The organism is Kocuria sp. KKT182 (assembly GCF_055635395.1).
In genome coordinates this window covers 2,833,443-2,851,579 of sequence record NZ_CM145757.1, presented here as the reverse complement: position 1 = coordinate 2,851,579, position 18,137 = coordinate 2,833,443, and the positions used below count along the sequence as shown (strand labels likewise).

The window sequence follows — 18,137 nt, the reverse complement described above, 5'->3', positions numbered from 1 at the left end:
GAGGTCGATCATGGACGTACTGCTGACAGCTCTGGGGATCGTGGTCATCGTGGCCGGGCTGATGGACATGTTCCACACCCTGTTGCACCCCAGCGGCCAGGGACGTCTGAGCCGACTGGTGCTCTCCACGGTGTGGAAGGTCTCGAAGGCCACCGGTCACCGGGCCGGCTCCGCCGTGGGGCCGGCGGCGATGGTGGCCGTGGTGCTCCTCTGGGTGGTGCTGCAAGCAGCGGGGTGGGCGCTGATCTACTACCCGCACGTCCCGGGCGGGTTCATGTACTCCTCCGGCATCGACGCGGCCGCCTACCCGGACGCGGTCGAGGCCGTCTACGTCTCCGTGGTGACGCTGTCGACGCTGGGCTACGGGGACGTGGTGGCCACCGACTCGTGGATCCGGGTCGCTGCCCCGTTCGAGGCCTTGACCGGGTTCGCGCTGTTGACCGCGGCGCTGACGTGGTTCACGCAGATCTATCCTCCCCTGATGCGGCGCCGGGCGCTGGCCCTGGAACTCAAGGGGCTGGCCGACGCCGACTATGCCGAGACGATCGAGGAGGTCGAGCCGGTCATCGCCTCCCGGGTCCTGGATTCCCTGCAGGCGGATCTCACGAAGATCTCCGTGGACTTCACCCAGCACACCGAGGGTTTCTATTTTCAGGAGAGCGACCCCGATCTGTCCTTGGCACGGCAGTTGCCGTATGCGCTGCGGCTCCGTGATGCGGCCATGGCCCGGTCCGAGCCGGCGGTGCGGTCCAGCGCCCAGCGGCTGTCCTCGGCCCTGGACCAGCTCGGGTCCGAGATCAAGGACGACTTCGTGGGCACCGGGGAGCACCCCGGTGAGGTCTTCGCCGCCTATGCTGCCGAGCACGGCCAGAGCACCCGGGCCTGAGTTCGCCCCTCTCGGCGTTGCGCACGGGCGGACCGGGGCGCGAAGGTCGCCGCACCTACATGAGCAGGGGGCCCTCGAGGGCCGCCCACAGGGCACCGGCCAGGACACCCAGCACCAGGCTCGCGACCGCGGCGACCCCGGCGGTGACGGCCGGCCAGGCGGCCGCCCCGCCGCGTCCGGGGAACCCCTCGGTGTGCTCCTCCGGGCGGGCGAAGACGGGGGCGAACCAGCGCAGGTAGTAGAACAGGCTGAGCACGCTGTTGAGCATCACCACCAGGGCCAGCCAGCCGTGCCCGCCGTCCCAGGCCGCGGTGGCGGTGGTGAGCTTGCCGACGAACACGCCCAGCGGCGGGGTGCCCACCAGTCCCAGCAGCGCCACGAGCAGCGCCAGTCCCAGGCCCGGACGGGCCCGTGCAAGGCCCCGGTAGGCGGCCAGCTCCCGGTGCTCGGGCAGTGCGGCGGTCACGGCGAACGCGGCGACGTTGGTGACGGCGTAGGCGGCGAGGTAGAACAGCAGAGAGGGCAGGGCCAGGTCGCTGCGCCCGGCCGCGGCCACGGGCACGAGCAGGAACCCGACCTGGGCCACCGTCGACCAGCCCAGCAGCCGGCGGGGGTCGGTCTGCCAGTAGGCCGCGAGGTTGCCCAGGAACATCGAGGCGGTGGCCAGCAGGGCTGCGACGAGCAACCAGGAGCCGTCGTCGGCGGAGACCGTGGCCACGAGCCGGTACACGGCCACCAGCGCCCCCACCTTGGGCACGGTGGTGAGGAACGTGGCGGCGGTGGCCCCGGTGCCCTGGGCGGCGTCGGGCACCCAGAAGTGGAAGGGCACCCCGCCGGCCTTGAAGAGCAGCCCGGCGAGCACGCCCAGCACGCCCGCGCCCACGGCCGCGGCCGGGGCGGCGGGCAGGGTGTCCTGGAGCAGGGCGTAGTCGGTGCCGCCGGCCAGGGCATAGAGGACAGTGACCCCGGCCATGAGCAGGATCCCGGACAGTGCGCCCATGAGGTAGGTCTTCATGGCGGCCTCAGCTCCGGCGCGCCCGCCCGTGAGGCCGACGATTCCGTACAGGGGGATGCTGGCCAGCAGGAACCCCACGATCAGCACGAGCAGGTCGGTGGACCCGGCCAGGACCATCAACCCGGTGGTGGCGAAGAGCAGCAGCGCGTACGTGTCCGACTCCCGCGGGGACCCGGCGATCTCCCCGGAGGCCACCCCCAGGACCAGCAGGGTGGTCAGGGCGGCGATCACCCGGGCGGCCCCGGTGGCGGTGTCCACGGTGAAGGTGCCGCTGAAGGCGCTCTGCGCGGGCCCGGCCATGGCGAGGGCCGCGGCGGTCGCGGCGCCCAGCAGGGCCAGGGCCGCCGCGGCGCGGGCGATCCACTGCCGGTCGCGGGGCAGGAACGATCCGCCCAGCAGCACCACCAGCCCCCCGAGGAAGACGAGAATCTCGGGCAGCAGCAACTCCGGGCGCATCTGCATCGAGGCCTCCATCGGCTACCGTCCCACCAGGCCCACGAGGGCGGCCGAGGCCGGCTCGATCACCTCCAGCAGCACCCGGGGCAGCACCCCGATGAGCAGGGACAGTCCCAACAGCGGACCGGCGGACCACAGCTCCCGCGCCCGGAGGTCCACGAACCCGACGGTGTGCCCGGCCGCGGGGCCGGTGAAGACCCGCTGCAGGGCCCGAAGGAACAGGGCGGCGGTGACCAAGATGCCCAGCAGGGCAACCGCGGTGACCGGGGCGACCGCGATGCTGCCGGCGAAGATCTGGAACTCGGCGATGAACCCGGAGAACCCGGGCAGCCCCAGGGAGGCGAAGGCCCCGACCGCGAACAGCGCCGCGTAGCGCGGGGCGGGGGCGGCCAGCCCGCCGTAGGAGCCCATGTCGTAGGAGCCGGCCCGGTCCTGCATCACCCCGGCGAGCAGGAACAGGGCGGCGGTGATCAGCCCGTGGCTGACCATCTGCACGACTGCGCCGGTGACCGCCACGGACCGGGCCTGGGCGGCGCCCTCGGCGAGGACCCCGACCGCGCCCAGGGCCAGGACGATGTAGCCCATGTGGTTGACGGAGGTGTAGGCGATCATCCGCTTGAGGTCCGTCTGGGCCAGGGCCACGAACGCCCCGTAGAGCACCGAGACGACGCCGACGGCCACGATCACCCAGGCCCAGGCCCGCCACGCTTCGGGCAGGATCGGCATGGCGATGCGCACGAACCCGTAGGTGCCCATCTTCAGCAGCACGCCCGCCAGCACGGCCGAGCCGGTGGCCGGGGCGTCCGTGTGGGCCGGGGGGAGCCACGTGTGGAACGGCACGGTGGGGGTCTTCACGGCCAGGCCCACCAGGATCGCCGCGAGCACCAACCCCCCGGTGAGCGGATCGCCCGCCAGCGGCGTCGCGGCGACGAGCTCGGGGATGTCGAAGGTGTGCGGTGCCGCCGCCACGTAGAGCCCGATGAAGCCCAGCAGCAGGGCCAGGGAGCCCAGGAACGTGTAGAGGAAGAACTTCAGCGCCGACCGGACCGCGTTGCCGTGGCCCCACCCGGCGATCACGAAGTACATGCCCACGATGGACAGGTCGAAGAACACGAAGAACAGGATGAGGTCGGCCGCCACGAACACCCCGAGGCTCACGCCCTGCAGGAACAGGAACAGTGCGGCCTGCACGCGGGGGCGGTCCGCGTCCCGCAGGGCGTGGACGGCGCAGGCCAGGAACACGACGGCCGTCATGGCCAGCAGCGGCAGGGAGAGCCCGTCCACGCCCACGTGGTAGCTGCTGTTGACGCCGGGGATCCACGGCACCTGCTCCTCGTACGCCAGACCGTTGGGTCCCGGGTCCTCGTAGCCGGCCCACAGCACGCCCACGAGCAGCAGTTCCACGGCGCTCACCGCCACCCACGCCCAGCGGGCAGCCGCGGGCCCGATCGCGGGGACCACGGCCAGGGCGGCGGCGGCCAGCAGGGGCAGGAAGACGATCAGGCTCAGCATGTTCATCCCATCACGGCGTAGACGGACCAGGCCATGACGCCGACGGCGAGCACCGCGACGGCCTGGAGGAAGTACTGGTGGACGGCCCCGGTCTGCGGGGCCCGGGCCAGCTGCCCGAGCCGGCGGACCCGGCCGGCGAAGCCCTCGACGGCGCCGTCCACCACGTCGTCGTCGAGGCGGGCCGCGCCCCGGCCGGCCGCGGCGGCGGCGTGCGCGGTGGTGCCGACCCCGGCGTCGAGGACCCGGTCGTCGAACCGGGCCGCGGACCGGGCCAGCACCGGGACGGCACCGGCCGCGGCGGTCACGGCACGGTCCAGGACGAGGTCGTCGAACCGGGCCAGGGCGTGCGCCAGGCCCAGCGCGGGGCGCACGACGACGGCGTGCGCGGCGGCCTCCAACCCTAGCCACCCCGCGGCCCACCCCGGCTCGGGGGCGGGCAGGCGCAGCATCAGCAGCACCACGGCGGCCGCGATCGCGGCCGAGACGACCAGCTCGAGCGGGGCTACCTCACCGTGTCCGCCCAGAGCCCCGGCGAGCGTCCGGCTGACCGGGGGCAGGGCCAGAGCCCCCAGCACGGCCGCGCCGGCGGCGAGCACGACCAGCGGGGCCTGCTCCAGCGGCCCCACCCTCCCGGTGCCGCCTTCCGCGGCCTCGGTCCCCGTGGCCTCGGCGCGGCCGTCTCGACGCCAGATCGTCCAGAGGACCTTGCCCGCGTAGGCCGCCGACAGGGCCGCCGCCACGAGCCCGGCGGCGTAGAGCGGACCCGAGACCTCGAGGGCCCCGGCGAGCACCGCGTCCTTGGTGGCCCACAGGGACAGCGGGGCGATCCCGGCCAGGGCCAGCGCGCCCACGGTGGCGGTCACGCCCACGACGCGCCACCGGCGGCCGGCCCCGCGCAGTGCGGTGAGCTCCTCGGTGCCCAGCGCCGTCAGCCACGCCCCGGCGGCCAGGAACAGCAGGGCCTTGGTGGAGGCGTGGGCCACCAGGTGCGCCGCGCCGCCGCTGACCGCGCCCACCCCGGCGGCCAGCACCACGAAGCCCATCTGCGCCACCGTGGACGCCGCCAGCAGCTGCTTGAGCTCCCGCTGGGCCAGTGCCACGATCCCCATCAGCACCGCGGTGGCCACCCCGGCCCACGCGGCGGCCGGGCCCGCCCATCCGGTGGAGGCCAGCAGCGGCTCCACGCGCAGCAGCAGGTAGCCGCCCATGGCCACCATCGCCGCCGAGTGCAGCAGCGCGCTCACCGGGCTGGGGCCCTTCATCGCCCCGGAGAGCCAGAACGAGAAGGGCAGCTGCGCGGCCTTGCCCAGCGCGGCCACGAGGATCCCGGCCGCGATCACGTGGCGCCACGGGTCCTCGGCGGCCGGCAGGGCGGCCAGGGCCATCCCGGCGCCGCCGGCCAGGGCGGCGCCGGCGGCGACGTAGAGCCCCAGGTCCGCGGTGCGGGTCGTGACGAAGGCGGTCAGCCCGGCCGAGACACGATCGGTGTCTCGCCACCAGAACCCGATCAGGGCGTAGGAGGTCGCGCCCATCAGCTCCCAGGCGAACAGCAGCGCCGGCAGGCTGGCAGCCGTGGCGGTGGCCAGGGCCGCGGCGGCGAAGACCAGCATCAGCCCGTGGAAGCGAGGCTGTGCCGCCCGGATGTTGCCGGCCGCGAAGACCAGCACCAACAGGGTCACTCCCGCGACCATCGGGAGGGTGAGTGCTGCGAGGGCGTCGACCTCCAGGGCGAAGTCGGCGCCGGCCACGAACGGGTACGCCAGGGCCGGTCGCAGCAGGGCGGCGGCGGCCGCCAGCACCGTGGTCAGCGCAGCGGTCGCCATCGCGACCGGGGCCGCGGTACGCTCCGCCCGGGTGAGGGCGAGCACCGCGCCCACGGTGGCCGGGAGCACCACCACGGCCAGCAGTACGGCCTGGGACCCGGTCATCGGGAGAGCTCCTCGGCCATGTCGGTCATGTCGGTCTGGCGCCTGCGGTGCAGCAGCGTGGCCACGGCGAAGCCCATGGCCATCTCCACGGTCATGGCCGCCAGGACCACCAGCAGCAGCACCTGCCCGGAGGGGTCCGGGGCCAGGAACCACCAGAACCCGGCCGCGGCCAGCAGCACCCCGTTGATCATCAGCTCCAGGCCCATCATCACCATCACCACCACCTGCTGGGACAGGGCCCCGTAGAGCCCCACCGCGAACAGCGCGGCGGCCACCACCAGCACCGCTTCCAGGGTCACCGGCCCACACCTCCCGGCTGCGGGTCCTCGGCCGGGCGGCGGCGCAGGTCGTCACCGAGCCGGTCGTAGCGGGTGCGGTGAGCGGCCAGGACCACCCCGGCCACGATGGTGGCGACCATGACCGGGCCCACCACGGCCATGACCAGCATCTTCTCGCCCATGATCTCCAGGCCCAGCGCGTGCGTGAGGTCCTCGGGCGGGGCGCCGCGCCGTTGCGGCCACGGGACGAGCAGGGCGCCGGCGGCCAGCAGCACGAAGACCCCGGCCGAGGCGCCGATCGCGGTCTTCTTACCGTGGGTCATGTCCATGGGCATCAGCGCCGGGTTCATGCCCATGAACATCACCATGTAGACCGCCATCACCGCCATCTCCATCACCATCATGAGGATCGTGATGATCCCGAGGTAGCTCTGGCCCAGCAGCAGGATCTGCACCCCCACGGCGATGAAGGACAGGGCCAGGGCGTAGGTGGCCCGGGCCATGGAGTCCACCACGAACACGGCCACCCCGGCCGCCACCGCCACCACGGCGAGCACCCAGAACACGATTCCGACCAGCACGGCTCAGCCCTTCCAGACGACGACGAGGGACACGACCAGGTCCTGGAGCACAGTGGCCGGGAGCAGGACCACCCACCCGATCTCCATGAACCGGTCCGGGCGCAGCAGCGGAATCTTCCGCCGCAACCACACCAGCACCGCCAGCACAGCCACGGTCTTCACCAGCACCCACGCCCAGCCGGGCAGCACGGGACCGGCGCCTCCACCGAGGAACAGCGGCACCGAGAAGGCGGCCCCGGCGGACAGGAACAGGTAACGCCCCGCCTGCAGCACGAGCCGGTCGACCCCGGAGAGCTCGGCCAGCACCCCGCCGCCGATGTCTGCGGCCAGCGCCGGGGCGAACGGGCCCCACACGGAAAAGCCCGTCACACCGATGAGGAAGACGAGGAACGCCACCGGCATCCACACCACGAACCACACCCCGTCCTGCGCCGCCGCCACCTCGCCCACGGCCAGACTGCCGGCAGCGATCGCCGGGGCCACCAGGGCGAACATCAGCGGCAGCTCGTAGGCCAGCCCGTGGGCCAGAAACCGGTAGCCGCCCACCAGGCTATGGGCGGAGTTCGCACCCCACCCCGCCAGCCAGACCAGCGCCCAGACCATCACGTCCACGGCGTTGAACCACACGACGCCGACGTCCAGGTCCGCCAGCGTCCACTCCCCCAGCGGGAGCACCGCGATCATCAAGAACGCCCCGACCAGCATGCCCGCGCCACCGATCCGCCACAGCAAGGTATCCGCGGCCACGGTGGTGCGGCGCCGTTGCCGCAACAACCTCGCCGTGCGCGCCGCAGGCGCTGACCAACCGCCGCTGCCGCCCTGGGCCCGGGCCGACAGTGCCGCGTCCAGTGCCGCCGCGAAGAAGGCCAGGCTGCACAGGATGATCCCGGCCAGCACCGCCCAGCCGGCGGCAACGGTCATCACCCCGCTCTCAACCATGCCCCACCTCTTGAAAAGCCGGGAACGGCTCCAGGTTCAGGCTCGCCACCGCCAACCGCACCGAAGCCAGCTCCAGCCCGGACACCAGGTGCGGCAACATCACCCACGGCACCCCGCCGACGTCCGCCGGCACCGGATCCGCGCCACGGACCTCGGCCCTGATCCGTTCCACCAGTGACAGCAACCGGTCGTGGGCGTCCCCCCGGCAACCTTCCGGCAGGCCGTGACGCTCCACATCGGACTGATCCAGTAGCAGCACTCCCCGCAGCGACCAGCGCAGCAGCCCAGACCTCCGGACCGTCCGGTGCAGCCGCTCGGCGGCGGCCCGGGCGGCGCCCCGATCGCCGTGCAGGAGGACGTCCCGGGTGCGGCGGGCACCGGCTGCCGCGTCCTCCGCCCCGGCCAGGGCCAGCAGCGCCACGACCTGGTCGCACCACACCACCGCCGCCGGCGCGGGACCGGGACCCGGTCCGCCTGCTCCGGCGCCGTCGACCACGGAGGCTTCGGCGTCGACCACGACATCCCCCTGCAGGGAGCAGCGCAGCACGAGTCCGGCCGGCCAGAACGGCAGGACGGGCCCGAGCGGAAGGTGGAGCACGTCCATCTCCAGCCCGTCACGGTCCTCCCCGCTCCCGGCCAGGGCGATTCCCCCCGGGGCCATGTCCATCCCGCCGTGGCCACTGTGGTCCATGCCGCCATGACCGCCGTGGTCCATCTCGCCGTGGTCCATCTCGCCGTGGCCCATCTCGCCGTGGCCCATCTCGCCGTGGCCCATCTCGCCGTGGCCCATCTCGCCGTGGCCCATCTCGCCGTGGCCCATCTCGCCGTGGCCCATGCCCCCGTGGTCCATCTCGCCGTGGCCCATCTCGCCGTGGCCCATCTCGCCGTGGCCCATCTCGCCGTGGCCCATCTCGCCGTGGCCCATCTCGCCGTGGCCCATCTCGCCGTGGCCCATCTCGCCGTGGCCCATCTCGCCGTGGCCCATCTCGCCGTGGCCCATCTCGCCGTGGCCCATCTCGCCGTGGCCCATCTCGCCGTGGCCCATCTCGCCGTGGCCCATCTCGCCGTGGCCCATCTCGCCGTGGCCCATCTCGCCGTGGCCCCCATGATCCGCGTCCTCGGGGATCTCGGGTTCCTGCGCGCGCTCCTGGGCGTCCTTCCGTTGGTGGGTGGTATCGAGAAGGAGGGCTGCGGCGTCGTCGAGGGCGGGTCCCACGGCTGCGGGCGAGGTGATGTCGGCGCGGACTCGGGGGCCGGGCATCTGCTCCCAGATCCGGTCCACGAGCTCCGAGAGCTCGGGGCCAGGGGCACCGCACACCGCCAGGACGTCCGCGTCCGCTGGTGTCCAGGCCGGCCGCCACCCGCGGCGGAGCGCCTGGTGCTCGAGCTCCATGCGGGTAGCCCAGTGCCCGGGGACCTCGACGACGAGGACCTGGGCGGCCCGGACCGCGAGACGGGCGAGAGCATCGCTTAGGCCCATCGGAAGGCTCCTTCTCGCCAGGCCCAGGCCACGGCGACGAGCAGGGCCCCCAGGAACAGGAACATCTCCACGACCGCGGAGATCCCCTTCTCGATCACGACCACCGCCCACGGATACATGAAGAGCATCTCGACGTCGAAGGCCAGGAACACGATCGAGGCGAGGTACCAGCGGGCGTGGAACCGGGACAGCGCGTGCTCCTGGGGCATCCACCCGGACTGAGCGGGCAGCACCGTCAGCGGGTCGGCCGTGATCACGGCTGTGCGGTGCAGCGCGTAGAGGAGAACGACGACCGACATCGCCACCAGGGCCATGGTCACGATTCCGGAGTACACGACGGTCTCCCCTTTCGCGCGGTCGGAACATGGAAGTCTGTCGTTGATCGGTGGGGCCACCCTAACGGGCGGCCCCACCGATCGCGCCGTTTCAGCTCGGTGATCAGGCGCGGCCGGCGAGCCAGGTGCGGAAGTCCGCGACCTGGGCCTGCTGGGTGGTGATCCCCGAGGTGGCCGCCACGCGCAGTTGCGGGTGCACGGCGCGGGACTGCGGCTCGAGGAACTCGATGATCCCGCTGTTGTGGTGTGGAATCATCTTCTGCACGAAAGCGACATCGAAGTCCTCACCGGCCTCAACGGCCGACAGCTCCTCGATCATCATCTGGGTCTCCTCCTCCAGGATCTTCATCTCCTCCTGGGCTTCTGCCGGGGCCTGGGCCATGGCCTCTTCAGGGGTCAGCCCGTACCACTCCTCCAACCAGGTGGTGAACTGGTCAATCTGGTGCTGCTGATTGGCGATGATGTTCTCCGCGTGGGTGCGGATGTCCGGGCTGGTCCCGCGCTCGAGCTCCAGCTGGGCCATCTCGATCGCGGCCCGGTGGTGCGGAATGATCTCGGCCAGGAACGTGATCTCCAGTTCCTCGCCCTCCAGCCCGGCCAGGGTCTCACCGAACTCGTAGGCGGTCGGGGAAGTCGGGTCCGGCTGGAGCATCTCCGTCTGACTGTGGGAGGACACCGGGGCGGCCTCCCAGTGGGCGGATGCCGGCGCAGCGGCTCCGCCCAGCAACGCAGTGGCCACCGCGGCCGCGGAGGCGGCGGCCGCGGTACGGCGGCCTAATGAAATGTAGTGCATGGCAGATTCCCTCTCGGGCGATGAGCCGGTCCCTCGATACCGGCTCGGCGGATGCCGGGCGGTTCGACACCGGGACCATTCGTGCACCGCGGTGAAGCAAACGCCAGGCAGTAGTGGGCGGTATGGGGGGAAGACGGAACCTCCCCCGTGCAGCTCGTGCGTGCAGGGGCAGGCCCCGTCTTTTACCGGCAGATGGTGTAGATGGCCATCGGCCGGTCAGCGGGTCGATCAGGCGGTGGCGGCGGGGCGGCCGCCTTGGCGGTCGTACCACTCCTCGAGCCAGGTCTGCATCTGTGCGATCTCGCTCAGCTGGACCGTTTTGATGTTCTGGCACAGCTGCAGCAGGTCCTGGTGCTCGGCGCGGTCCAGGCAGGTCTCGGCCTCCCGGACCGCCGCCCAGTGGTGGCGGATCATCGACTGCATGAACCGGATCTCATACTCGGCCCCGGTGAACTGGTCCAGCCGTTGCATCGAAGCCATGTCACCGGTGGACAGCTGGGGCTCATAGGTGATTCCGTACCACTCCTGCAGCCAGGTCTGCATCTGCTCGATCTCCTGGTTCTGGACCGTGATGATGTCCTCGCACATCGCGGCCAGCTCCGGGTGCACGGCCTTGTCCACGCACTCCTGAGCCATCACGACCGCCATGTAGTGGTGGTCGATCATGCTCTTCAGGAACTCCACCTCGAAGCTGGCGGCTTGCTCGTTGCCGGCCGGGGCATCGGCGAAGGCCGGGGCCGCCGTCGCCACCCCTGTGCCGGTCACCGCCCCGAGAGCCAGAACGGCCGACGCGGCCGCGGCAGGAACACGCCGCCGAAGGCGCCGTTTGCCCGAGATCACGCTCTGTTCTTCCATGCTCGTCCTTTACCTTTCCTGCGTCAGGTCAGTGTTCGGCCCGTCTCAGTTCAGGGAGGAGATCAGGTCCGCGCAGGCGGCCTCGCAGCGGCGGCAGGCCTCGGCGCACACGCGGCAGTGCTCGTGCTCACCCGCGTGCTGGGCGCACTCGTCGCCGCAGGCCTTGCAGGCGGCCCGGCATGCCTCCAGGACGGCCCGGGTGACCTCGGCGTTGTTGCCGGTCTGACGGGAGAGCACACGGCCGGTGCTCGCGCAGATGTCGGCGCAGTCCAGGTTCTTACGGATGCACGTGGTCAGCTCCGCGACCATGTCCTCGGCCAGGCAGGCATCCGCGCAGGCGGTACAGGTCTGGGCGCACTCGAAACAGGCCTCGATGCACTCCGCCAACTTTTGCTGGTCGATGTCCCCCAGGTCCTTCGGGTAGGTCTCCAGCATCGAGCTCACGTGATGAGTCATGGTTCTGCTCCTTCTCTCATACTGCGGTTCGTGCGGTATATCGATCTGGTGCCGACGGATCCTGCGATCCACCATGTTTCCGACAGTAGCCTTATCAGGGCTGTATCTGAACGGTGATCAGCTCCATGTCAGGGCGGTAAATGTGAATCTTCACGGAACCTTCAAGAACGAGACCCTTGGAACAACGGGCTCTTCCCTGGCGGGTTGGCTCTTGAGCCTGTCGGCATGGAGCAGTACCACGCGCATGGACGCATCCATGCGGTTGGACCAATGCGGCACCGGTTCTGCACTTCGGGTGGCAGCCCCAGCCGGGACCGTGAGAACGTGGCGGACACCCGGGGATGGAGGAGCGGAAACTGTCCCAGCTGGCCAGAAGGCTGTGTCTGTGCTGTTTTCCTCCGTGGGGTGACCCAGCCAGCTGATGTCCGTCTAAACGGCGGACGACCGAGAAGGGAGCGCACCATGCAGATAGGACTGGTAGGGCTGGGCAAGATGGGCGGCAACATGCGCGAACGCCTGCGCGAGGCCGGCCACACCGTCATCGGGTACGACATGAATGCCGAGCTTTCCGACGTCGAGAGCCTCACCGCCATGGTCGAGCAGATCGGCACCCCGCCCCGGGTCGTGTGGATCATGGTGCCGGACACGGTCGTGGACACCGTGATCGACGAGCTGGCCGCGGTGCTGGGCGAGGGCGACGTGATCATCGACGGCGGCAACTCCCGGTGGATCCACGACGTCCCCCGCGCCCGGAGACTGGCCGAACGGGGCATCGAGTACCTGGACTGCGGGGTCTCCGGCGGCGTGTGGGGGATCACCCAGGGCTACGCCCTGATGGTCGGCGGGGACGAGGGCACCGTGGCCAAGGCGCAGCCGATCTTCGACTCGCTCAAACCCGCCGGCGAGTTCGGCTTCGTCCACGCCGGCGAGCACGGTGCGGGTCACTTCGCGAAGATGGTCCACAACGGCATCGAATACGCGATCATGCAGGCCTACGCCGAGGGCTGGGAACTGCTCGAGGCCGCCGGTCACGTCCGCTCGGTACGGGAGACCTTCAACTCCTGGCGCGAGGGATCGGTGATCAAGTCCTGGCTGCTGGACCTGGCGGTGAACGCGCTCAACGAGGACGAGCACCTGGACCGGCTCGCCGGCTACGCCGAGGACTCCGGCGAAGGCCGCTGGACGGTGGAGGCCGCCCTGGACCTCGCGGTCCCGGTGCCGACCATCTCCAGCGCCCTCTTCGCCCGGTTCGCCTCCCGGCAGGACCAGGCCCCGGCGATGAAGATGATCACGGCGATGCGCAACCAGTTCGGAGGCCACACGGTCCGCGACGTGGCCGCGGGCCCAGAGCACGTCGAGGCCGCACCCGGCGAGGAGCCGGCCCACCCCGCCGAGCAGTAGGTCCGACCGTCCCCGCCGCCAACGGCCCGGAAGCGGCCACCCTCACCCCTCTGCAAGGCCTGCGCCATGCCGATCCGCACGGTCACCACGGTCGGCACTGCTCCCGCCCGGTGCCGGCCTTGTCGAGGAACGCCTGCGGGGCGAGGGGATCGCGGATCAACCGCCCGTGACCACGATCGAGGCAGCGGTGACGGCACCGCCCGGCGTCCACAATCGGCCCCGGAATACTGATCGGCCCAGCCACGTGGCAGCCGGCAGCCCAGTGGCTCCGCCGCTGACCACCCTGGCCTCACCAACGACAGCGAAGGACCCGCCTAATTATTCCCCTCGCACCGGGCCATTGATCTACCGGTCCGATACATGGACCCGGATGAATTTCAAGATCTCGTGAAGAAAACAGCTCTTCTCACCTGTTCGACACCCTTGGATATGAAGATTTCATGAAGAAAACAGCTCACTCCCCCAAGCAATGCTGGGCGGTTCCGTAAAAAAATCCGAGAACACCCTTGAGGGACGCTGAAGCTCCCCCGGGGGTTCACCTTCCCCCGCACCGGGCGCAGGCCGAAGGATTCCACGGGTAGTGAGGGGCAGCGGATCCGAGCTGCCACCGCGCTCATCGGCGCGATGCCGCAGGTCAGAGCCTCCCCGGGGCGGTCCCGATGAGTGGTGGCACCGGGAGGAAGGTAGCTGGCGGCGCCCCCCGCCGGAACGAATGTGCCCCAGGCGTGGTGGGCTACCCACCGGTTCGCCGGCGATCGTGCGAGGCCGGGGCAAGCCTTTTCCCGGTACCACAGGGAATGTGACCTTTTCGTTATCTAGGCGCTAGTGTCCTCTGCGTGCCGTTGGCTGATCTCATCGGCTTCCCCGGGTGCTTCGCCGAATTCTGCCGGCAGCCGGGGTCCCCATCACAGAAATGACTTGGCAGAAGCGGGGGAACCATACCCGGTCCGCACCCGGACCTTGGGGTGAAGCCGCCGGAGCTGCAGGCTCGGCGGCCGGGTGCCTCCCACCCGAACCCGACAGCTCACCTCGTAGGCAAAAGGAGGACCCTCATTCATGGCTTTCTTCACGCGTAGCTCTGCCCGCCACCGCGCCCAGACCCCCTCGCACCTGGTGCGCACCACGACCCTGGCCGCCGCTGTCGGCGCGGCGGTGATCGGCTCCGTCGCCCCGGCTCAGGCCTATGCCGAAGCCCCCGCCACGTCCGGCACCGCATACTCGACCCCCGCGACCTCCCCGGCTCCGGCCGCTTCCCAGGCCCCCGTCACCGTGCAGACGGCGAGCCTGCCGGCCGCTGGGGCGGCCACTTCGAGTCTGTCCCCCCAGTCCTCGGACATTTCCGAGATCTCCGCCACCTCCGCTGCGGCCGGCGGCATTGTCGGCACCGCGATGCAGGGTGTGGGCACCGGCTACGTCTGGGGCGGCACGGACTTCGGCGCCTGGGACTGCTCCGGTTTCACCCAGTGGGTCTACGCCCAGCAGGGCATCGACCTCCCCCGCACCAGCCAGCAGCAGTGGGCGGCCGGTACCCCGACCACTGACCCGCAGCCCGGCGACCTCGTCGTCCAGAACGGCGGGGCCCACATCGGGATCTACCTCGGTGGCGGCAAGATGATCTCCGCGCTGAACCCCACCCAGGGCACCTTCGTGCACAGCGTGAATGCCATGCCGACGGTCGGCTACGTCACTTTCCGCTGAGCCGGGACGCCGCCCGCCACGAATGCCGCTCGTGGCGGGCGGCGGGTGTGCCTCCCACCTGATCAGCATCCAGGATCGGTCGGTCAGAACCTGAGATGCCTGCATCAGGCCACCGCCGGGGAACGCCCCGAGCTGACCGACGGATGGGCCCGCTCTTGAAGGTTCAGTGAAGATCTACCGCCCAGCCCTCCTAGCCCGCAGAAAGCGACCACGGCGGGGCTACCGTGGACGGATCGGTCCGCCTCGACCCGGGGCTGAGCAGAGCAAACACCACGATGTGCAGGCCCAGCACGGGCTGCTGCGAAGGAGAGGTTCGTCATGACGTCGACGTTCAAGCACCTGGCCGCTGGGACGGTCCTGGCGCTGGCCCTCAGCGGTGCCGGGGCGACCGCGGCGGTCGCCTCCCCGACGCACCAGCCTGCCTCCGCCTCCGCACAGACGGGCGCTGAGCGGCACATGAACCACGACCGCCATTTCGCCGTGATGATGGTCCCCCACCACCAGGGTGCCACCGACATGGCCGAGCTGGCCCTGCAGAAGTCCGAGCGTCCCGAGATCCGTGACTTGGCGGAGAAGATCATCGAGGCCCAGACCGAGGAGATCCAGCAACTGGAAGCAGCGGCCCAACGGCTGGCCGCCGAGAACACTCCGGGGCACCACCACCACGGACACGGCCACCACCACGGACACGGGCACCACGGCCATGGCCATGGCCATGGCGGCCATGGTCAGAGCATGAATGCCGACATGCAGGGCGCCATGATGGGCGAGATGGACGGCATGGACGGCATGGACGGCATGAGCCTGGAGGAGCTGGCGAAACTGTCCGGGGATGATTTCGACCAGGCCTTCCTCGAAGAGATGATCGCCCACCACCAGATGGCCCTCGAGATGGCCGAGATGGAGCTGCAGATGGGCACCGACCCCGAGCTGCGAGCCATGGCGGAGAAGATGATCGAGGACCAGCAGGCCGAGATCGAGCTCATGCAGGGCTGGTTGGAGGAGTGGTTCGCGGCCTGATCCAGGACCACGAGCTGAGCCGTCACCTACTGGAACGGGCCGACACCGGGATGTCATGGTCCCCGTCGATCCGTTCCAGCCGGTCCAGTGCGGTGATCCCCGACGCGGCACCCGATGGGCGCGCACCCTTCGCGCAGTCAGCAGCACCCCGAACGGTCACCGACCAACCGTAGGTTCGCCAGCGCCGCGCCCTCTTGCCTCAGGACACGGCCCCCCCTCCCCTTCGCCTGGGGTCCTGTTCCTCCCGCGCGCACCGTCACCGAGATGGCCGAGATGGCCGAGACCACCGGAGTCCCCTCGCTCGGTGGTGGTGGCCGGGTCCCGGCCGTGTTGCGTCTGTCCGGGCTCGTGGAGGGGCGACACGCGATCTTCTCCGTGCCCGATAACCCTCTCCTCCGCCCGGGGCAGGGGATCGTTAGCCACAGCGACCACCGGTTCACCGGTGAGCCCGGCCACGACGAGTCCGCCCCCCCTGTTTCGTTTCCGAGGCCTCAGACACGGTCGCCCTGGGACGCTGGGGCTCGCAACACAGTGTTCATGTCACAGCGATCAGTACCGGGAGGACAGATGACGGATCCGCTCACCGGACGTGTTCTGGTGGTCGACGACGAGGTCGACCTCGCGCAGCTGGTCGCGGGCTATCTGCGCAAGGCCGAGCTGGAGGTCGTGGTGCGCCACGACGGCACGGAGGCGGTGGCCGCGGTGCGGGAGTACGCCCCGGACGTGCTCGTGCTGGATCTGGGGCTGCCGGGGATCGGGGGGATCGAGGTGTGCCGTCAGGTGCGGACCTTCTCGGACTGCCACGTGCTGATGCTCACCGCCCGGGATGATGAGGTCGACAAGATCGTGGGCCTGTCGGTCGGTGCCGACGACTACGTGACCAAGCCGTTCAGCCCGCGCGAACTCGTGGCGCGGGTCCAGGCCATGCTGCGCCGGGCCCGCACGGGAAGTGTTGAATCCACTACGGCCTTACCGCACGGGCAGCAGGCACTGGTGATCGGGGAACTGGTGGTGGACGGGGACTCCCGCCAAGTGCACCTGGCTGGGGAACCGGTGGCATTGACCCGGATCGAGTTCGATCTGCTCCTGTGCCTGGCTGCCCGCCCCCACCTGGTGCTCTCCCGCCGGCAGCTGGTGGAGCTGGTCTGGGACACCGCCTGGACCGGGGACGAACACCTGGTGGACGTGCACATCGGGCGGATCCGCAAGAAACTCGGCGACGTCGCCACCAGGCCGACGTTCATCCACACGATCCGCGGGATCGGCTACCGGATGGGCACCGGGCGATGAGCGCCGCCGTCTCCGACCGGACCCGGGCCTGGTCTTGGTCCTGGAGCCCGTTGACGGTGCGATTGATGCTGGCCCAGACCGCGGTGCTGGCCATCGGGCTGATCATCGTGGTGATCACCGCGGTGCTGGTCGGGCCGAGCATGTTCTATCACGAGCTCGTCGAGACCGGCCACGCCGATGCGGCCACCGGCTTGGTGCACCTGGAGGACGCCTTCCGCTCGGTGAGCCTCACCGCCCTGACCATCGGCGGGCTGCCGGCGCTCTACATCGCCGGGATGCTCACCTTCTACCTCTACCGCACGATCGGGCGGTCCCTGACCTCCTTCAGCGCCGCAGCCCAGGAGGTGGCTGCCGGCAACTACGACGTGCGCGTCACCTCCACCAGCCTGGGCCCGGAATTCGACTCCCTGGCCGGGTCTTTCAACGACATGGCCGCCAGGCTCGACGCCGTGGACACCACCCGGCGCCAGATGCTGGCCGATCTGGCGCACGAGATGCGCACCCCCCTGGCCAGTCTCAAAGGACATCTGGAGGGCATCGAGGACGGAGTGGTCGAGTGGGATGAACGAACCACGGGCATCTTGTACGCCCAGATCGCCCGGCTGGAACGACTGGCCCGCGACATCCGCCACCTCACCGCCGCCGAGGAAGGCATGACCCACCTGCAGCTGACCCTCCAGGACCCGGGCCAGCTGGCAGCCCAGGCGGCCGCGGCCGTCCAACAAGACGCCGCCGCTCAGAACATCTCAGTGACCGCCATCAACACCGGCATGGAGGTCACACCGGTGCTGGTTGACCGGGAACGGATGGGACAAGTGTTGGGCAACTTGCTGGAGAACGCATTGCGCCACACCCCATCCGGCGGCGCCGTCACCGTGCGCACCGATCACACCCCGGAAGCGGTCACCCTCACCGTCGCCGATACAGGGGAAGGTATCGACCCCCAGCACCTTCCGCACGTCTTCGCACGCTTCTACCGCGCCCACCCCGGCCGGGAAGCCCACCGCGGCGGCTCCGGCCTGGGACTGGCCATCAGCAAATCCCTCGTCGAAGCCCAGGGCGGGACCCTGGAGGCCACCAGCGGCGGCCCCGGACGCGGGACCAGCTTCCGGATCCGCCTGCCCCGCCACACGCCCCCGGACTGACTCCAGCGTCACCACCAGACCGTGCTGTGACGACGGCGGGCCGTGCCCGCCGCAGAGAGCACATCTGCT

17 protein-coding genes and 1 riboswitch are annotated in these 18,137 nt (G+C 70.6%); of the genes, 6 read left to right on the top strand and 11 right to left on the bottom strand.

Annotated elements, in window-relative coordinates; all coding sequences use genetic code 11:
• Positions 1-10: 10 nt before the first annotated feature.
• The gene (locus ACZ2G1_RS13365) at positions 11-886 is read left to right on the top strand and encodes a potassium channel family protein (RefSeq protein WP_035962920.1); all 876 of its coding nucleotides are present in this window, start codon (positions 11-13) and stop codon (positions 884-886) included.
• A gap of 55 nt (positions 887-941) precedes the next feature.
• Here ACZ2G1_RS13365 and ACZ2G1_RS13360 read toward each other — a convergent pair whose 3' ends face one another.
• The 11 genes from ACZ2G1_RS13360 to ACZ2G1_RS13310 form a co-directional block, all read right to left on the bottom strand.
• Entirely contained in the window at positions 942-2,363 is a 1,422-nt protein-coding gene (locus ACZ2G1_RS13360) for an NADH-quinone oxidoreductase subunit N (protein ID WP_470376971.1), read from the bottom strand.
• Between the two features lie 15 nt (positions 2,364-2,378).
• Entirely contained in the window at positions 2,379-3,869 is a 1,491-nt protein-coding gene (locus tag ACZ2G1_RS13355; protein WP_470376726.1) for a complex I subunit 4 family protein, read from the bottom strand.
• A 2-nt stretch (positions 3,870-3,871) separates the two neighbouring features.
• The gene (locus tag ACZ2G1_RS13350) at positions 3,872-5,797 is read right to left on the bottom strand and encodes a proton-conducting transporter transmembrane domain-containing protein (protein ID WP_470376727.1); all 1,926 of its coding nucleotides are present in this window, start codon (positions 5,795-5,797) and stop codon (positions 3,872-3,874) included.
• Positions 5,794-6,096: an NADH-quinone oxidoreductase subunit NuoK gene (locus ACZ2G1_RS13345; RefSeq protein ID WP_010534530.1), complete on the bottom strand. Its 303-nt coding sequence runs from the start codon at positions 6,094-6,096 to the stop codon at positions 5,794-5,796. Before ACZ2G1_RS13345 ends, ACZ2G1_RS13350 begins: the two co-directional genes overlap by 4 nt.
• Positions 6,093-6,656, bottom strand: a complete 564-nt coding sequence (locus ACZ2G1_RS13340; RefSeq protein ID WP_470376728.1) for an NADH-quinone oxidoreductase subunit J — start codon at positions 6,654-6,656, stop codon at positions 6,093-6,095. Before ACZ2G1_RS13340 ends, ACZ2G1_RS13345 begins: the two co-directional genes overlap by 4 nt.
• A gap of 3 nt (positions 6,657-6,659) precedes the next feature.
• Positions 6,660-7,595, bottom strand: a complete 936-nt coding sequence (locus tag ACZ2G1_RS13335) for a complex I subunit 1 family protein (protein ID WP_470376729.1) — start codon at positions 7,593-7,595, stop codon at positions 6,660-6,662.
• Entirely contained in the window at positions 7,588-9,075 is a 1,488-nt protein-coding gene (locus ACZ2G1_RS13330; protein ID WP_470376970.1) for a hypothetical protein, read from the bottom strand. Before ACZ2G1_RS13330 ends, ACZ2G1_RS13335 begins: the two co-directional genes overlap by 8 nt.
• Positions 9,066-9,410 carry an NADH-quinone oxidoreductase subunit A gene (locus ACZ2G1_RS13325; protein ID WP_101851181.1) on the bottom strand — a complete coding sequence of 115 codons (345 nt, stop codon included), beginning with the start codon at positions 9,408-9,410 and terminating at the stop codon, positions 9,066-9,068. Before ACZ2G1_RS13325 ends, ACZ2G1_RS13330 begins: the two co-directional genes overlap by 10 nt.
• A gap of 103 nt (positions 9,411-9,513) precedes the next feature.
• A complete protein-coding gene (locus ACZ2G1_RS13320; protein ID WP_232035231.1) occupies positions 9,514-10,086 on the bottom strand; it encodes a DUF305 domain-containing protein in 573 nt (190 codons plus the stop codon).
• A 345-nt stretch (positions 10,087-10,431) separates the two neighbouring features.
• Positions 10,432-11,058 (bottom strand): DUF305 domain-containing protein, encoded by a 627-nt coding sequence (locus ACZ2G1_RS13315; RefSeq protein WP_101851183.1) that lies wholly within the window; start codon positions 11,056-11,058, stop codon positions 10,432-10,434.
• A gap of 45 nt (positions 11,059-11,103) precedes the next feature.
• Positions 11,104-11,514 carry a four-helix bundle copper-binding protein gene (locus tag ACZ2G1_RS13310; RefSeq protein WP_101851184.1) on the bottom strand — a complete coding sequence of 137 codons (411 nt, stop codon included), beginning with the start codon at positions 11,512-11,514 and terminating at the stop codon, positions 11,104-11,106.
• A 462-nt stretch (positions 11,515-11,976) separates the two neighbouring features.
• Between ACZ2G1_RS13310 and gnd the strand changes: the two genes are divergently transcribed.
• The 5 genes from gnd to ACZ2G1_RS13285 all read left to right on the top strand — a co-directional run bounded on the left by gnd (position 11,977) and on the right by ACZ2G1_RS13285 (position 18,068).
• Entirely contained in the window at positions 11,977-12,915 is a 939-nt protein-coding gene (gnd, locus tag ACZ2G1_RS13305; protein WP_101851185.1) for a phosphogluconate dehydrogenase (NAD(+)-dependent, decarboxylating), read from the top strand.
• A gap of 881 nt (positions 12,916-13,796) precedes the next feature.
• Positions 13,797-13,965, top strand: a riboswitch (cyclic di-AMP (ydaO/yuaA leader).
• A 6-nt stretch (positions 13,966-13,971) separates the two neighbouring features.
• Entirely contained in the window at positions 13,972-14,613 is a 642-nt protein-coding gene (locus ACZ2G1_RS13300; protein WP_101851186.1) for a C40 family peptidase, read from the top strand.
• 318 nt (positions 14,614-14,931) lie between these two features.
• Positions 14,932-15,633, top strand: coding sequence for a DUF305 domain-containing protein (locus ACZ2G1_RS13295; RefSeq protein WP_101851187.1), 702 nt, complete (start codon positions 14,932-14,934; stop codon positions 15,631-15,633).
• Between the two features lie 567 nt (positions 15,634-16,200).
• Entirely contained in the window at positions 16,201-16,923 is a 723-nt protein-coding gene (locus ACZ2G1_RS13290) for a response regulator transcription factor (RefSeq protein ID WP_101851189.1), read from the top strand.
• A gap of 65 nt (positions 16,924-16,988) precedes the next feature.
• A complete protein-coding gene (locus ACZ2G1_RS13285) occupies positions 16,989-18,068 on the top strand; it encodes a sensor histidine kinase (RefSeq protein ID WP_101852970.1) in 1,080 nt (359 codons plus the stop codon).
• Positions 18,069-18,137: the final 69 nt, after the last annotated feature.

Bases quoted from the DNA above. Each gene is read 5' to 3' on its own strand.
- ACZ2G1_RS13315 (WP_101851183.1), bottom strand. From the start codon at position 11,058: ATGGAAGAACAGAGCGTGATCTCGGGCAAACGGCGCCTTCGGCGGCGT.
- ACZ2G1_RS13290 (WP_101851189.1), top strand. From the start codon at position 16,201: ATGACGGATCCGCTCACCGGACGTGTTCTGGTGGTCGACGACGAGGTC.
- ACZ2G1_RS13310 (WP_101851184.1), bottom strand. From the start codon at position 11,514: ATGACTCATCACGTGAGCTCGATGCTGGAGACCTACCCGAAGGACCTG.
- ACZ2G1_RS13335 (WP_470376729.1), bottom strand. From the start codon at position 7,595: ATGGTTGAGAGCGGGGTGATGACCGTTGCCGCCGGCTGGGCGGTGCTG.
- ACZ2G1_RS13285 (WP_101852970.1), top strand. From the start codon at position 16,989: ATGCTGGCCCAGACCGCGGTGCTGGCCATCGGGCTGATCATCGTGGTG.
- ACZ2G1_RS13330 (WP_470376970.1), bottom strand. From the start codon at position 9,075: ATGGGCCTAAGCGATGCTCTCGCCCGTCTCGCGGTCCGGGCCGCCCAG.
- ACZ2G1_RS13355 (WP_470376726.1), bottom strand. From the start codon at position 3,869: ATGCTGAGCCTGATCGTCTTCCTGCCCCTGCTGGCCGCCGCCGCCCTG.
- ACZ2G1_RS13365 (WP_035962920.1), top strand. From the start codon at position 11: ATGGACGTACTGCTGACAGCTCTGGGGATCGTGGTCATCGTGGCCGGG.
- gnd (WP_101851185.1), top strand. From the start codon at position 11,977: ATGCAGATAGGACTGGTAGGGCTGGGCAAGATGGGCGGCAACATGCGC.
- ACZ2G1_RS13300 (WP_101851186.1), top strand. From the start codon at position 13,972: ATGGCTTTCTTCACGCGTAGCTCTGCCCGCCACCGCGCCCAGACCCCC.
- ACZ2G1_RS13295 (WP_101851187.1), top strand. From the start codon at position 14,932: ATGACGTCGACGTTCAAGCACCTGGCCGCTGGGACGGTCCTGGCGCTG.
- ACZ2G1_RS13350 (WP_470376727.1), bottom strand. From the start codon at position 5,797: ATGACCGGGTCCCAGGCCGTACTGCTGGCCGTGGTGGTGCTCCCGGCC.
- ACZ2G1_RS13360 (WP_470376971.1), bottom strand. From the start codon at position 2,363: ATGCAGATGCGCCCGGAGTTGCTGCTGCCCGAGATTCTCGTCTTCCTC.